Origin of the sequence: Pelomonas sp. KK5 (genome assembly GCF_001984095.1) — a bacterium.
Lineage (GTDB): Bacteria > Pseudomonadota > Gammaproteobacteria > Burkholderiales > Burkholderiaceae_C > KK5.
This window is the reverse complement of the sequence record NZ_LYVQ01000177.1, coordinates 1-13,761: the sequence shown is the minus strand read 5'-3', so window position 1 is coordinate 13,761 and position 13,761 is coordinate 1. Positions and strand designations below refer to the sequence as shown.

12 protein-coding genes and 1 pseudogene are annotated in these 13,761 nt (G+C 69.1%); 6 read left to right on the top strand and 7 right to left on the bottom strand.

The window, feature by feature from the left end:
• Window positions 1–730, top strand: a 730-nt coding sequence (locus B0W88_RS33785) for a hypothetical protein (RefSeq protein ID WP_158080923.1), incomplete at its 5' end; no start/stop codon positions are given.
• Window positions 731–748: 18 nt separating this feature from the next.
• Here the strand turns inward: B0W88_RS33785 and B0W88_RS34890 are convergent.
• Both B0W88_RS34890 and B0W88_RS23030 read right to left on the bottom strand, forming a co-directional pair.
• A complete protein-coding gene (locus tag B0W88_RS34890) occupies window positions 749–1,909 on the bottom strand; it encodes a PEP-CTERM sorting domain-containing protein (protein ID WP_077036963.1) in 1,161 nt (386 codons plus the stop codon).
• Between the two features lie 214 nt (window positions 1,910–2,123).
• Entirely contained in the window at window positions 2,124–2,765 is a 642-nt protein-coding gene (locus B0W88_RS23030; RefSeq protein ID WP_233151819.1) for a YdeI family protein, read from the bottom strand.
• Window positions 2,766–2,807: 42 nt separating this feature from the next.
• Here B0W88_RS23030 and B0W88_RS23025 point away from each other — a divergent pair, with 42 nt between their 5' ends.
• The gene (locus tag B0W88_RS23025; protein WP_077036961.1) at window positions 2,808–3,383 is read left to right on the top strand and encodes a YceI family protein; all 576 of its coding nucleotides are present in this window, start codon (window positions 2,808–2,810) and stop codon (window positions 3,381–3,383) included.
• 195 nt (window positions 3,384–3,578) lie between these two features.
• Complete coding sequence (locus B0W88_RS23020; RefSeq protein ID WP_077036966.1) at window positions 3,579–3,974, top strand: DoxX family protein; 396 nt, start codon at window positions 3,579–3,581, stop codon at window positions 3,972–3,974.
• 6 nt (window positions 3,975–3,980) lie between these two features.
• Here B0W88_RS23020 and B0W88_RS23015 read toward each other — a convergent pair whose 3' ends face one another.
• Together B0W88_RS23015 and B0W88_RS23010 are read right to left on the bottom strand one after the other, a co-directional pair.
• Entirely contained in the window at window positions 3,981–4,769 is a 789-nt protein-coding gene (locus B0W88_RS23015; protein WP_077036960.1) for an SDR family oxidoreductase, read from the bottom strand.
• Between the two features lie 71 nt (window positions 4,770–4,840).
• Complete coding sequence (locus B0W88_RS23010) at window positions 4,841–5,164, bottom strand: rhodanese-like domain-containing protein (protein WP_077036959.1); 324 nt, start codon at window positions 5,162–5,164, stop codon at window positions 4,841–4,843.
• A 192-nt stretch (window positions 5,165–5,356) separates the two neighbouring features.
• On the opposite strand from B0W88_RS23010, the gene B0W88_RS23005 reads away from it, so the two are divergent.
• Window positions 5,357–6,997, top strand: coding sequence for a CorA family divalent cation transporter (locus tag B0W88_RS23005; RefSeq protein ID WP_077036958.1), 1,641 nt, complete (start codon window positions 5,357–5,359; stop codon window positions 6,995–6,997).
• 42 nt (window positions 6,998–7,039) lie between these two features.
• The gene (locus B0W88_RS23000) at window positions 7,040–8,203 is read left to right on the top strand and encodes a diguanylate cyclase (protein WP_077036957.1); all 1,164 of its coding nucleotides are present in this window, start codon (window positions 7,040–7,042) and stop codon (window positions 8,201–8,203) included.
• Here the strand turns inward: B0W88_RS23000 and B0W88_RS22995 are convergent.
• Together B0W88_RS22995 and icmF are read right to left on the bottom strand one after the other, a co-directional pair.
• On the bottom strand, window positions 8,195–9,352 hold the full coding sequence (locus tag B0W88_RS22995) for an ATP-binding protein (protein WP_233151818.1): 1,158 nt from the start codon (window positions 9,350–9,352) through the stop codon (window positions 8,195–8,197). The genes B0W88_RS23000 and B0W88_RS22995 overlap by 9 nt on opposite strands.
• Before the next feature lie 40 nt (window positions 9,353–9,392).
• Window positions 9,393–12,683 carry a fused isobutyryl-CoA mutase/GTPase IcmF gene (gene icmF / locus B0W88_RS22990; protein WP_077036956.1) on the bottom strand — a complete coding sequence of 1,097 codons (3,291 nt, stop codon included), beginning with the start codon at window positions 12,681–12,683 and terminating at the stop codon, window positions 9,393–9,395.
• 170 nt (window positions 12,684–12,853) lie between these two features.
• Here icmF and B0W88_RS22985 point away from each other — a divergent pair, with 170 nt between their 5' ends.
• The gene (locus B0W88_RS22985; RefSeq protein WP_083749000.1) at window positions 12,854–13,360 is read left to right on the top strand and encodes an SRPBCC family protein; all 507 of its coding nucleotides are present in this window, start codon (window positions 12,854–12,856) and stop codon (window positions 13,358–13,360) included.
• On the opposite strand, the pseudogene B0W88_RS22980 reads toward B0W88_RS22985, so the two are convergent.
• Window positions 13,342–13,761: pseudogene (locus B0W88_RS22980) on the bottom strand (antitermination regulator); the annotation flags it as partial. The gene B0W88_RS22985 and the pseudogene B0W88_RS22980 sit on opposite strands and share 19 nt — an antisense overlap.

Sequence of the window (13,761 nt, the reverse complement as noted above, 5' to 3'; positions counted from 1 at the left end):
GCGCAGCCTCGAGCTGAAGCGGCAGCGCGAGCGCCTCGACGCGCTGCACGCCCAGCCGGAACGCAGCGAGGCGGAACGCTACGAGCGCTGGCGCCTGTGGCTGCAGCTGGCGCCGGACGCGGCGCTGGTCGAGGACATCGCTGCCTTCAGGGCTGACCATCCGGACGACGCGGCGCCGCTGTTCTTCGAGGGCGCCGCGCGGCTGGCCGCCGACGACGCCACGGGCCTGCCCCTGCTCGAACGGGCCATCGCCCTCGATGTCGAGCTGACCGTGCCCGCCTGCTCCCACGCCCATCCCTTCCTGGCCCGGCGCAACGACGCCGCCGCCGAGGCCTGGGCGCGGCGCTGGCAGCAGCGCGCCGAGCTGGAAGCCGCCCGCACGGCGGAGATGGATCGGATCACCGGCCAGGAGCAGCTGGTGGCCCACGGACTCGATGCCGAGGTGATCGCCGCGCTGGGCCGGCGCATGCGGGCCGGCATGCCGGCCCCCGTCAAGCGCGTCTACCTGGCCCGCCGCATCGTCCGGGCCGATTCCGAGGCGCGCGCCTGGCTGGTTGGCGTCGAGCTGAGCTGGTGGGGCCGGTGGCGCGGCAAGGGCGGCAAGGCCACCCGCGAGCTGGCGGCGATGGAGTGGCCGGTGCCGGTGATGCTGGCGCCGCTGGTGGCGCAGTTCAGGCCGCTGCGCAAGAAGTTCCGCGCCCTCCCGGACGCGGAACTGGCGCGCCGCTGAGCCCGCGCGTCGGCCTCGTCAGTCCCGCACGCGGCGCCGGCGCGCCACCATTCCCACCGCCCCGATGCCCGCCAGCATCAGCGCATAGCTGCTCGGCTCCGGCACGGCGGCGGTGAGGGTCAGCATGTAGGCGTGCTCGATGCCGTTGTACTTGGCGGTGCCGACGATGGTGCCGTTGTCCGCGATGCCGCGCGCGGAGGCGCTGGTCGTCGTCATGAAGTTCCAGCCGTCCTCGTTGCTGATCAGGTCGCTGATCAGGTAGGTGCTGCCGTTGGCGACCAGGAAGGGATTCGAGTAGACCCCGCCGGAATTGCCCACCGCCCAGCCCGAAGTGTTGACGCCGTAGAGGCTCCCGGTGCTGCTGATGGCGGGCAGCGAGGCGACGACGGCGCCGGTGTCGGCGGACCAGACGTAGGGCTGCGTGCCCCAGCCGCTGCTGCCGACGACGTACTTGCCGTCCGGGCTGATGTTGAAGGCCAGCGTGCTGTTGGCCGCGCCGCCGTAGGCCGGCATGGCCAGCTGGGTCATCGCGCCGTTGTTCATGTTGTAGAGCAGCGCGACGTTGTGGTTGCCGCCGTCCACTCCCACACCGACGACGAGCCCGTTGTCGCTGATGCCGTAGGCCGTCTGCATGTACGAGCCCTCGGCGGTAAGGGCGCTGATCTGGGTGGTCTTGCCGCTCACCGTGTTGTAGATGACGCCGACCTCGTTGACGTCCGAGCCGACCGAGCCGACGGCGATGCCGTTGTTGTTGATGTCATAGGCGCGGCCCACGGTCTGGCCGGTGGGCAGCTTCAGCTGCGTGGCGCTGCCGTTGACCCACATCGTCGGCAGCGCGCCGGCGCCGCTGGTGCTGGTGGCCTGCACGCCCACCGCGACGCCGCTGTTGTTGACGCCGTAGCCCCAGCCGTAGTCGTGGCCGGCCAGCCCGGCCTGGCCCTGCATGCCGGTGGAGGCGTTGTAGATGAAGGTGGGCCAGGCGCCGAAGACGCCGTCGGCGGTCAGGTTGCGGCCGACGACGTAGGCGCCGTTGGACGAGACGCCGAAGGTCTGGCTGTAGGTCTGGCCGGCGTTCACCACGCCGAGGTCGGTGATCGTGTATTGCGGGGCAGTCACGGCGCCGGCCAGGGCCGGCACGGCCAGGGCCACCAGCAGTGCGATGCGGGAGAGTCGGGTCATGGTCTTCCTTCTTGTAGACGAGGTGCACGACCGGTTCCTGCAGTGCGTGGATCACACTTCTTCACCGTCGTGAAAAAAGTCTAGGAAGAACGCGGGTTCGGACGCCGTGGGTCGACCCCTAGTGCCAGCGAAGTCGCGCAGAACCGGATGGCCCTGCGCAGGAATGGATGCGCAAACGGGGCCCGCCCCCCGCGAGTCGGGGGCGTGAATCCGCTCAGCAGTTCTCGTACTTCCAGTTGCGCGACTTGCCCTCGGCCATCCATTCGACGGCCTGGGCCAGGCGCTTCTCGCGCGTGGCGGCCTGCTTGGCCTCGGTGATCCATTCGATGTAGTCGCGCTGCTTGCTGGGCGGGAAGGCGTCGAAGGTCTTCTGCGCGGCGGGGTGGGCCGACAGGGCGGCCAGCAGGTCCGCCGGCGCCACCGCGGGCGGCTTGGGCGGCTTCTTCTCGCGGGCCGCCGGGGCACCGCTGCGGATCAGCTCGGCGGCGTGCTTGATCATGGCTTGCAGCTCGCGGGCGCCGGGCAGGTCGGCCATGGCCTCGATGCGGCCGAACTGGCCCATCGCCTCGCTGCGCTTGTCCTCGCCCGCCTCGCCGGCCGCCTCGCGCTGCCAGAAGCCGAAGGCGCAGTGGGCCTTGAAGGCGGCCATATGGGCCAGGATCTTCCCGTCCAGCGTGAAGCTGGGCATGCTCCACTTGATCGTCTCGACCACCTCGGGGCAGGCCTTGTGGACCTGCTCGCGCAGCTTCTCGAGGATGGGCTGGGCGAAGGGCGCGGCCTTGGCGATGTAGGCGTCGATGCGCGGGTCGGTGGTGGGCATGTCGAAACCTGGCGGGCTGGTTCGTCGTCGGGGCATGGATGATCGTGCAAACCCGTTCCGAAGCCAAGGAGTCCCAACATGAAGAAGACGATGATGTGCTGCCTCGCCCTGTTCACCGCGGCGTCGGGCTTCGCCGCACCGACAAGCTACGAGATCGACCCGTCCCACACCTTCCCGAGCTTCGAGGCCGACCACATGGGCATCTCGGTCTGGCGCGGCAAGATGAACCGCAGCAGCGGCAGCGTGGTCTACGACAAGGCCACCGGCGCCGGCTCGGTGGACATCGCCATCGATCTCGACAGCATCGACTTCGGCCAGGACGCGCTCAACGACTGGGGCCGCGGCGAGCACTTCTTCGACACGGGCAAGTTCCCCAGGGCGCGCTATACCGGTCGCTTCGAGGGCCTGGGCAGCGGCGGCGTGCCGACCCGCCTGGTCGGCGAGCTGAACCTGCACGGCGTCACGCGCCCGCTGACGCTGGCGATCCATTCGCTCAAGTGCATTCCGCACCCGATGCTCAAGCGCGAACTCTGCGGCGCGGATGCCAGCGGCAGCTTCCGGCGCGACGAGTTCGGCCTGGACGTGGGCAAGGACTACGGCTTCCGGATGGACGTCGGGCTGCGCATCCAGGTGGAGGCTGTGGCGGCGAAGTGATGCGGGCAAGTAGCGCCCGACACCGGCGCGCGGCGACGTCCTACGCGGGGGGCGCTGGCGCCGTTTCAAGATCGGGCCAAAGGAGTGAGCCCCATCATGAACAGCCGAACCCTGCGTGCCGAGGAGGCACATGAGCGACATCTGCACCGGCGCGCCGCCACGGTCCACCCGCGCGAATTCGAGGCGCTCGCCCATATGGCCAGCGGCGGCAAGCTGCTGCTGCGCGTGCTGCTGGGCGCGCTGATCCTGCTGCACGGCATCGCCAAGCTGAAGACCGGCGTTGGCCCGGTGGCCGGCATGCTGACCGAGCACGGCGTGCCGGGCGAGATGGCCTACCTCGTCTACGTGGGCGAGGTGGCGGCGCCGTTGATGATGATCGCGGGCGTGTGGACCCGGCTGGCCGGCCTGGTCGTCGCCGTGAACATGATCGTCGCGATCTCGCTGGCCCATGTGCCGCAGCTCGCCCAGCTCAACGAGCAGGGCGGCTGGGCGATCGAGCTGCAGGCGATGTACCTGGGCAGTGCGCTCGCCGTGATGCTGCTCGGCGCCGGGCGCTTCAGCGCCGGCGGCGCCCTCGGCCGCTGGAACTGACCGCGATCAGCCGCGCGAGTGGGTGACGCCGCCGTCGACGACGAGCGTCGTGCCCACCACGTAGTCGCCGGCCCGCGAGGCCAGGTAGATCGCCGCGCCGGCCATGTCCTCGTCGACACCCACACGGCCCGCCGGCACGCGGGCCGCGACCTCGTCCGCATGGTCCCGCGCCACGCGGTTCATCTCCGAGGCGAAGGCCCCCGGCGCGATCGCGTTGACCACGATGTTGTTCTCGATCAGCCGCAGCGCCATGCGCTTCGTCATGTGGATCAGCCCGGCCTTGCTGGCGGCGTAGGAGTAGGTCTCCAGCGGGTTGACCGAGATGCCGTCGATGGACGCGATGTTGATCACCTTGGCCGGGCGCAGTTCGGCGGCGCGCATCAGCGGGCCGTGCAGCGCCTGGGTGAGGAAGAAGGGCGCCTTCAGGTTCAGGTCGACCACCTTGTCCCAGCCGCTCTCGGGGAACTCGTCGAAGGGCGCACCCCAGGCGGCGCCGGCGTTGTTGACGAGGATGTCCAGCCGGCCCTCGCGCTCGGCGATCGCGCGGGCCAGGTGTTGCGCGCCTTCAACGGTCGAGACGTCGGCCGGCAGCGAGACGCAGTCGAAGCCCTGTTCGCGCAGCGCCGCGGCGGTGGCGTCGCAGGCCTCGGCCTTGCGGGCCGAGATGTAGACGCGCTGGCAGCCGGCCTTCAGCAGGCCGGTGGCGATCATGCGGCCGATGCCGCGCGAACCGCCGGTGACCAGGGCCACGCGGCCCTCCAGCGAAAAGAGGTCGTAGGTCGGGCTGCTGCTCATCGGGCCTGTCTCCTGTGGCGTTGTGATGGCCACAGGCTAAGTCCGCGGCGCAGCCGCCGCAGTCGCCTAGGCTACAGCCCCTTGCGGATCGGCCGGCCGAGGTGCTGGGCCAGCGGCGCGGCCGGGCCGCCGTTGTGCACATTGCTGTAGCCCATGTGCAGCATCACGCCCAGCGCCTGCTCGGAACGCGCGCCGGAGGAACAGTAGAGGATCACCGCCGAGCCGCGGTCGGGCACCTTGTGCACGACATCCTTCTCGAGCTGCGACAGCGGCAGGCTGTGCGCATCGGTGATGTGGCCGCTCATGTATTCGGCGTAGGAACGCACGTCGAGCAGCATGGCATCCGGCGGGAGCCGGGTGAGGTCTTCCTGATGGCTGGGCGCAAGGCTGGACATGGTGGACTCCGATCCGCACTGGGCTGTGATGGCTTGGTTTTACATCAACGCAGGCAGGCGCGGGAAGGGTGTGGACATCGGATTTACTGCAGCGCAACATGGCTTCAGCCCCGCCTCAGACGGGCCCGCCGTGACGGCCGCCGCGGCGGCTGCGTACACTGGCGGCGCCCTTCGATCGATGGAGCGTCCTCGATGAATGCTGCAGATCCTGCCGTCGCCGCTGCGGCCGCGCTCTCCACCGCGCCGGTCGTGCGCCGCATGCACCAGGTCTTGCTGTGGCCCCTGCGGCTGCTGCCGGCGGCCGGCGCCGAGCTGGCGCCGCGCCGCCCCTGGGAACGCCTCGGCCCGCCCTGGCGCATGCAGGAGGACGAATACACCGGCGCCTCCGACCAGTTCCACGAGCGGCACTACCAGGAGTTCGTCACCTTCAAGCCCTATGTGCAGCGCTTCCTCTACGGCGAGGGGCGCAGCGCCGGGGGCTACGACTCCTGCATGAAGGTGCTGCGCCGCTCGGACGTGAAGCGCCTGCGTGTGCAGACCCACGAGAACGCGGCGCCGCGCGAGCTCGAGGTCATCCATGTGGACCTGTACTTCTTCGACGACGTGGACCTGGCGATCCTCAACATCGAGCTGGCCGCCGACGAACTGCCCTTCGACGAGGCGCTGCAGCTGCTCTACCGCTTCGGCCGCGCCTACCCGGGCGGCTGGGACGCCGAGGGCAACCCGCTGCATGTGCTGCGCCATGCCGAGTGGCTGGATGCCGAGGGCCGCGTGCTGGTGGCCTCCGACGGCGCCGACCGCGAGGTCTTCATCCAGCACGTGCACCGCCATCGCGCGCCGCGGGTGGCGGCGCACTGGGCCTTCATGCTGGAGCCGCTGCTGGACGAGCATGCCGAGGGCGACCCGAAGGCGATGCGCTACCGCCAGATCGAGTCCTACCGCATGCCGCTGATGGCCTATGTGGCCGTCGACGAGCCGCGCGCATTGAACCGCGCCGACTTCATCCGCCTGGGCCTGGCCGCGGCGCCAGGCGAGCAGGGGCTGCCCCTGGCCGAGGACAGCTTCGCCGGCTTCGAACAGAAGCACTGCTGGGATCTCTTCTGGCACGACGCCGGCCGCGCCCCGCAGACCCGCTACCTGGTCTCCGGCAAGGTGCTGGCGGTGATCGGCCGGGCCGATGCCGAGTTCTTCCGCTGCCGCGACCGCGGCGTGCTGGCGCAGTTCCGCCACCAGCATTTCCTGATCTTCCTGATCGCGCATTTCCAGCGCGCCGCGCTGCTGGCCTGCTCGGACCGGCTGGTGGAGGCGCTGCGCCGGCTGGACATCGGCGACCCGGAGAGCGTCAAGCGCTTCAAGCGGGCGATCCGCGCCGGCTTCGAGGGCTTCCTGCGCTTCACCCACCGCTACTGGTTCCACACGATTTCCGAGCAGGCGCAGGCCCGCTCGCTTTACGCGTTATGCACCCAGCACCTGGACCTCGACCCGCTGTATGCCGAGGTCAAGCAGCGCATCGGCGACCTGGCCAACTACCTGGAGGCCGACAGCCTGCGCCGCCAGGCCAACACGGTGGTGCGCCTGACGGTGGTGACCATCTTCAGCATGATCGGCACGATCACCACCGGCTTCCTGGGCATGAACCTGCTGGCCGAGGCCGATGCGCCGATGGAACGGCGCGTCTGGATCTTCATGCTGACCCTGGTGCTGACGGCCCTGCTGACCGTGTACACGATTGCCAAGTCCAAGCGCCTGTCGGACTTCCTCGACGCGGTGTCGGACGAGCGCCTCGGCGCCTGGACCAAGCTGAAAGTCTTCCTCGCCGTGTGGAAGCCGTGAAGCAGCCCGGGCCCTACACTGGGTTCCGGGGGAGCGGTTCTCTTGAAGATCGACATCCAGACCCTGGTGCTGTCCCTGGTGATGGGCTTCAGCCTGCTGTGGCTGCAGCTGCTTGTCGCCCGGCATGTGATGCTGCGCCAGTCGGGGCTCAGGGTGTGGTCCTATGGCTGCTGGGCGCTGCTGGCGGGGCTGGTGGCGCTGGCCTCGCGGGCCTGGGGGCCGCTGTGGGTCTCAGTGCTGCTGGGCAACGGCCTGGTCGCGCTCGGTGAGCTGCTCTATGCGGAGGGCTTGCGGCGGCATCTGCGCGGGCGCGGGCTGAGCCGCATCGAATGGGCTTTCGGCGGCGCCGTGATGGCGGTGTTCGCGCTGGGGCTGGACCTGAGCACGGCGCAGCGGACGACGCTGTTCTGCGGCCTGCTGGCCCTGTTGCTGCTGCCCGGGCTGTGGCCGCTCTATGCGATGGGGCGGCGCCTGCGCGGCACGCTGCTGCCGGTGGCGCTGATGCTGACGGTGGCCTTCGTCTCGATGGCGGCGCGCTCGATCTGGTCGGTGCTTGACCCGGCCGGCTTCAGCGAACTGCTGGACGTGCACCCCGGGCTGGGCCAGGCGCTGACCTTCGGCCTGTCCTTCGCGAGCCTGCTGGCGGCGGGTTTCTGCTTCGTGCTGGCCTGCTTCGAGCGGGTGGCTGTGCGGCTGGAGGAGCTGGCGCTGACCGACGGCCTGACCGGCTGCCTGAACCGCAACGCCATCGACAGCCTGCTGGCCCACAACATCGAGCGCGCCAAGCGCGAGGACACGGCGCTGGTCTTCGCGCTGATGGACCTGGACCACTTCAAGGCGCTCAACGACAGCCGCGGCCACCAGGCCGGCGATGCCGCGCTGCGCAGCTTCGCGAAGACGGTGCGCGAGCGGCTGCGTTCGTCCGACGTGTTCGGCCGCGTCGGCGGCGACGAGTTCGCGCTGATCCTGCCGCACACCGACGAGCGCGGCGCGCTGCTGCTGCTGGAGCAGGTGCGCGCGGCGGTGGCGCTGGGCCAGTCGCTGACGGTGACCATCGGCGCCGCGCAGCTGCGCGAAAGCGGCACGGCCGACGCGCTGTACGCCCGCGCCGACGAGGCGCTCTACGGCGCCAAGCAGCGGGGGCGCAACCGGGTGGAGCTGAGCTGGCCGACGACGCTGTCGCAGGCGACGGTGTCGTCAGGCTAGCAGCGCCGGGATCGCCGAGATCGGCTGCACCTCCGCCGCGGCTGACAAGGGGTAGGCCCGCTCCACCGGCGCCAGCACGTAGGCCCGGTCCAGCTGCAAATCCTCGGCTGCGGACCAGAAGCCGCGGCTGACCTTCGGTGCGGTCGAGAACTTGATCTCGAAGCCCAGGCGCCGCTGACCGAGGGTCACGACCGCGTCCAGTTCTGCGCCCGCTGCGGTGCGGTAGAAGCCAAGTTCCGCGCCGGCAGGGAGCGCGGCGGCAAGCTGCTCGATGACGAAGCCCTCCCAGGAGTTGCCGGCGATCGGATGGCCCTGCAGCGCGTCGAGGTCGGCGATGCCCAGCAGCGCGTGCAGGAGGCCGCTGTCGCGCACATAGACCTTGGGCGACTTGACGAGCCGCTTGCCGAGGTTTGGCAGCACGGGCTCCAGCCGGCGCAGGACCATCGCATCGACGAGCGTGTCCAGATAGCGGGCGACCGTCGTGTGGGCCATGCCGCCGAGTGAAACGGCCAGTTGCGAGGCATTGAACAGCTGGCCCTGCAGGTGGGCCTGCATGCGCCAGAAGCGATGTAGCGTGGCGGCGGGCACGCCGACACCCATCTGCGGCAGATCGCGATACAGGAAGCTGTCGATGAAGTCCTGCCGCCACTGGTAGGACAGCGCCTCGTCCGGCGCCAGATGGCTCAGCGGAAAGCCGCCGCGCAGCCATAGCGACTGCAGCGCCAGCAGGTCCGGGGCGGCCTCGGCGGCCAGCAGCGGCGACAGTTCCAGGTAGCTCACGCGGCCGGCCAGCGATTCGCTGCCTTGCCGCAGCAGCGTGCCGCTGGCGGAGCCCAGCAGCAGGAAGCGACCGGGGCGGCGCTCCGCGTCGATCTCGGGCCGCAGGTGGCTGAACAGCTCGGGCATCAGCTGCACCTCGTCCAGCACGACGAGCCTGTCGCGATGGCGCGAGAGGAACAACTCGGGCTCGCTCAGCTGCACCCGGTCGGCCTGCCGCTCCAGGTCCAGCACGATGGCACCGGGCTGTTCGGCCGCGAACGCCCGTGCCAGCGTGCTTTTGCCCACCTGGCGCGGGCCAAGCAGGACGACGCCGGGGAAGTAGCCCATCCGGCGGCGCAGTTCGCGCCGGGCCAGTCGTTCAATCATCATTGCATTTTGAGCGTCACACGCTCAATTTGCAATGTTATTCCTACATGCTCCTGCGGTACTGCCCGCCCACCGCGAACAGCGCGCTGGTGATCTGCCCCAGCGAGCAGACGCGCACCGCGTCCATCAGCACCTCGAACACGTTCTTGTTGTCGATGACGGCCTGCTGCAGCCGCTCCAGCATGGCGCCGCTGACGCCTGAATTACGGGCATGGAAATCGGCCAGGCGGGTGAGCTGCGACTGCTTCTCCTCGTCGGTCGAACGGGCCAGCTCGATGTGCTCCGGCACCGTCTCGCCATGCGGGTTGCGGAAGGTGTTGACGCCGATGATCGGGTACTCGCCGGTGTGCTTGAGCATCTCGTAGTGCATGCTCTCTTCCTGGATCTTGCTGCGCTGGTAGCCGGTCTCCATGGCGCCGAGCACGCCGCCGCGTTCGGCGATCTTCTCGAACTCGGCCAGCACCGCTTCCTCGACCAGTTCCGTCAGCTCCTCGATCACGAAGGCGCCCTGGTTCGGGTTCTCGTTCTTCGCCAGGCCCCACTCGCGGTTGATGATCAGCTGGATCGCCATCGCGCGGCGCACCGATTCCTCGGTGGGCGTCGTGATCGCCTCGTCGTAGGCGTTGGTGTGCAGCGAGTTGCAGTTGTCGTAGATCGCGATCAGCGCCTGCAGCGTGGTGCGGATGTCGTTGAAGGCGATCTCCTGGGCGTGCAGCGAGCGGCCCGAGGTCTGGATGTGGTACTTGAGCTTCTGCGAGCGCTCGTTGGCGCCGTACTTGTCGCGCATCGCCACCGCCCAGATGCGGCGCGCCACGCGGCCCATCACCGTGTACTCCGGGTCCATGCCGTTCGAGAAGAAGAACGACAGGTTGGGCGCGAAGTCGTCGATGTGCATGCCGCGCGCGAGATACGCCTCCACGAAGGTGAAGCCGTTGGACAGCGTCAGCGCGAGCTGCGAGATCGGGTTCGCGCCCGCCTCGGCGATGTGGTAGCCGCTGATCGAGACGGAGTAGAAATTGCGGACGTTGTTGTGGACGAAGAACTCGGCCACGTCGCCCATCACCTTCAGCGAGAACTCGGTGGAGAAGATGCAGGTGTTCTGGCCCTGGTCTTCCTTCAGGATGTCGGCCTGCACCGTGCCGCGCACATTGGCCAGCACCCATTCGCGGATCTTGGCGGCCTCGGTGGCGGTGGGCTTGCGGCCGTTGTCGGTCTCGAACTTGGCCAGGTTCTGGTCGATGGCGGTGTTCATGAACATCGCCAGGATCGAGGGGGCCGGGCCGTTGATCGTCATCGACACCGAGGTGCTCGGGTTGCACAGGTCGAAGCCGTCGTACAGCACCTTCATGTCGTCCAGCGTGGCGATGCTGACGCCCGAGTTGCCGACCTTGCCGTAGATGTCCGGCCGCAGGTCCGGGTCGTTGCCGTAGAGCGTGACCGAGTCGAAGGCGGTGGACAGGCGCTTGGCCGGCATGCCTTCGCTGACCAGCTTGAAGCGGCGGTTGGTGCGGAAGGCGTCGCCCTCGCCGGCGAACATCCGCGTCGGGTCCTCGCCCTCGCGCTTGAAGGCGAACACGCCGGCCGTGTAGGGGAAGGAGCCCGGCACGTTGTCCAGCATCAGCCACTTCAGCAGCTCGCCATGGCACTCGTAGCCCGGCAGCACGACCTTGCGGATCTTGGAGCCCGAGAGGCTGGTGGAAACCAGCGAGGTGCGGATCTCCTTGTCACGGATCTTCACCACGTACTCGTCGCCGGCGTAGGCCTGCTGCATCGCGGGCCACTGCGCGAGCAGATGAGCGGCGTCCCGGTCCTGCTTCGCTTCGCGGATGGAGGCCAGTTCGCCGAGCGCCGTCAGCGCGCCGTTCTTGCCGGGGTTATCGGCTTCCAGCATGCGGGCGCTTGCACGCAGCTGCTGGATCTCGCGGGCCAGCGTGGCCTGCTGGCGGGCGCGCTGCTTGTAGCCGCGCACGCTGTCGGAGATCTCGGCCAGGTAGCGCACGCGGGCGGCCGGGACGATCGGGGTCTGGTGGGTGCTGTGGCGGGTGTTCACGAGGGGCAGCTTGCCCTCGGCGAACGTCAGGCCCAGCTGCTCCAGGCGCGGCTTCAGGGCTTGATAGAGCGCGGTGACGCCGTCGTCGTTGAAGCGGCTGGCCATCGTGCCGAACACCGGCATCGCCTCGGGCCGCTGCGTGAAGGCTTCCTTGTTGCGCTGCACCTGCTTGGCGACGTCGCGCAGCGCGTCCAGCGAGCCCTTGCGGTCGAACTTGTTGATCGCGACGAACTCGGCGAAGTCCAGCATGTCGATCTTCTCGAGCTGGCTGGCGGCGCCGAACTCGGGCGTCATCACGTACATCGGCACGTCCACCAGCGGCACGATCGCCGCGTCGCCCTGGCCGATGCCGGAGGTCTCGACGATGACGAGGTCGAAGCCGGCCACCTTGGCGGCGGCGATCACGTCGGGCAGGGCCTTGGAGATTTCCGAACCGAAGTCGCGGGTGGCGAGCGAGCGCATGAAGACGCGCGAGCCGTTCTGCCACGGGCTGATCGCGTTCATGCGGATGCGGTCGCCCAGCAGGGCGCCGCCGCTCTTGCGGCGCGACGGGTCGATCGAGATAACGGCCACCCTCAGCGCATCGCCCTGGTCCAGCCGGATGCGGCGGATCAGCTCGTCGGTGAGGCTGGACTTGCCGGCGCCGCCGGTGCCGGTGATGCCGACGACGGGGGTCTTCACGGCCTGGGCCTGCTCGTGCAGCGAGGCGACGAGGGCCGCATCGGCCTTGCCGGCTTCCAGCGCGGTGATCAATTGGGCCAGCGCGCGCCAGGCGGCTTCGTCGTGGCCCTGGATGGCGGCGAGCGAGGAGGGCGCGTGGACCGAGAAGTCCTGGTCCGCCTTCATCACCATCTCGCCGATCATGCCTTGCAGGCCCATGCGCTGACCGTCCTCGGGGCTGAAGATGCGCACGCCGTGCTCGGCCAGATCGCGGATCTCCGCCGGCACGATCACGCCGCCGCCGCCGCCGAAGACCTGGATGCGCTCGCCGCCGCGCGCCTTCAGCAGCTCGACCATGTACTTGAAGTATTCGACGTGGCCGCCCTGGTAGGACGAGATCGCGATGCCCTGCGCGTCTTCCTGCAGCGCCGCGATGACGACCTCGTCGACCGAGCGGTTGTGGCCCAGGTGGATCACCTCGGCGCCCATGCTCTGCAGGATGCGCCGCATGATGTTGATCGCGGCATCGTGGCCGTCGAACAGGGAAGCGGCAGTGACGAAGCGGACCTTGTGGGTCGGGCGGTACTCGGCGAGCGCCTTGTGCTCGGCGGACAGATCGGTCATGGCGGCATGTCTCCTTGTGGGAGCTGGAATTCTAAACGGCGGTTGACGTTTACGTAAACGTCAATTCAACCTGATGCCCAGCTTGGCTGCCGAACATAATGGACCGGGATGAAAGCGAGGGGGAGCGCATTGGAGACCAGAGTAAGGCTCGGCCGGACCGACGGCGAGCCATGACCCGAGTGCACGGCCGTTTCGAGTTCCCGATGCCTGCGTCATGCGAAACCGTGTTCGACGCCTTTCATCAGCATTGCTGGCGGCATCGCTGGGACACGCTGGCACCGCATCCTCAGCTTCGGGGTGGGGGTGAGCATCCCGAGGTCGGCCGGGAGACAAGCAACCGTGGCGCTGGCTTTCTGGCGGCACTGTCGATGAGCACGGTCTTCATTTCCTACGAGCGGCCCCGAGTAGCTGCCGCGCGGATGGTGGGGCGGTCGTTTCCTTTCGCCTCCTGGGCGGCCTCCATGCGGCACCGCCCCGAAGGCCATGGGCATTCGATGCTGCTCTACACCTACAGCTTCGAGGTCTTCCCGCGCATGCTTGCGCCGCTCCTGCAACCGATCGTCCAGCAGGTGTTCGACCGGCAGACCCGTCGGCGCTTCGCCCACCTGCGGGACTTCCTGGCCGGGCATGCGGCCGAGGTGGAGGCCTGGCGTTCGGCTCAGCCCAGCAAGGTCTGAAGGCTCTGCTGATACCTGAGCGTCAGCGCATCCAGTTGCACCAGCAACTGCTCGCTGGCCCGGGCCAATGATCGTGCGGCCGATGCGTTGCCGCCGTGCCTCAACGCATGGAGCAGGCGCAGCCACTCGGCGCGGACCTCCCCGAGCAGCACTCGCGTCGGGCTGTCGGACAGCGGCGCGGCGTCCAGTTCGTCGAGAGCGGCGCTGAAGTCGGCCTCGTCGCGAGCCAGGCTTGCGGCGGGCATTGCGCCGGGCAGCAGCGCGCCCATCGCCAGCCGCTGGCTCAGCAGGCGCTGGCGGCCGCAGAGGTTCAGCACCCGCAGCGGCGGACGGGCGCCGGCATCGACCAGCGCCTGCGTCAGGGCCTCGGCTGCATCGAGCAACTGCCGCGCCGCCGCTGA

What these genes read in the sequence shown, in the direction of transcription:
- B0W88_RS23025 (WP_077036961.1), top strand. Translation starts at nt 2,808, where the DNA reads ATGAAGAAGACGATGATGTGCTGCCTCGCCCTGTTCACCGCGGCGTCG.
- B0W88_RS23015 (WP_077036960.1), bottom strand. Translation starts at nt 4,769, where the DNA reads ATGAGCAGCAGCCCGACCTACGACCTCTTTTCGCTGGAGGGCCGCGTG.
- B0W88_RS34890 (WP_077036963.1), bottom strand. Translation starts at nt 1,909, where the DNA reads ATGACCCGACTCTCCCGCATCGCACTGCTGGTGGCCCTGGCCGTGCCG.
- icmF (WP_077036956.1), bottom strand. Translation starts at nt 12,683, where the DNA reads ATGACCGATCTGTCCGCCGAGCACAAGGCGCTCGCCGAGTACCGCCCG.
- B0W88_RS22985 (WP_083749000.1), top strand. Translation starts at nt 12,854, where the DNA reads ATGACCCGAGTGCACGGCCGTTTCGAGTTCCCGATGCCTGCGTCATGC.
- B0W88_RS22995 (WP_233151818.1), bottom strand. Translation starts at nt 9,352, where the DNA reads ATGATGATTGAACGACTGGCCCGGCGCGAACTGCGCCGCCGGATGGGC.
- B0W88_RS23005 (WP_077036958.1), top strand. Translation starts at nt 5,357, where the DNA reads ATGAATGCTGCAGATCCTGCCGTCGCCGCTGCGGCCGCGCTCTCCACC.
- B0W88_RS23020 (WP_077036966.1), top strand. Translation starts at nt 3,579, where the DNA reads ATGGCCAGCGGCGGCAAGCTGCTGCTGCGCGTGCTGCTGGGCGCGCTG.
- B0W88_RS23030 (WP_233151819.1), bottom strand. Translation starts at nt 2,765, where the DNA reads ATGCCCCGACGACGAACCAGCCCGCCAGGTTTCGACATGCCCACCACC.
- B0W88_RS23010 (WP_077036959.1), bottom strand. Translation starts at nt 5,164, where the DNA reads ATGTCCAGCCTTGCGCCCAGCCATCAGGAAGACCTCACCCGGCTCCCG.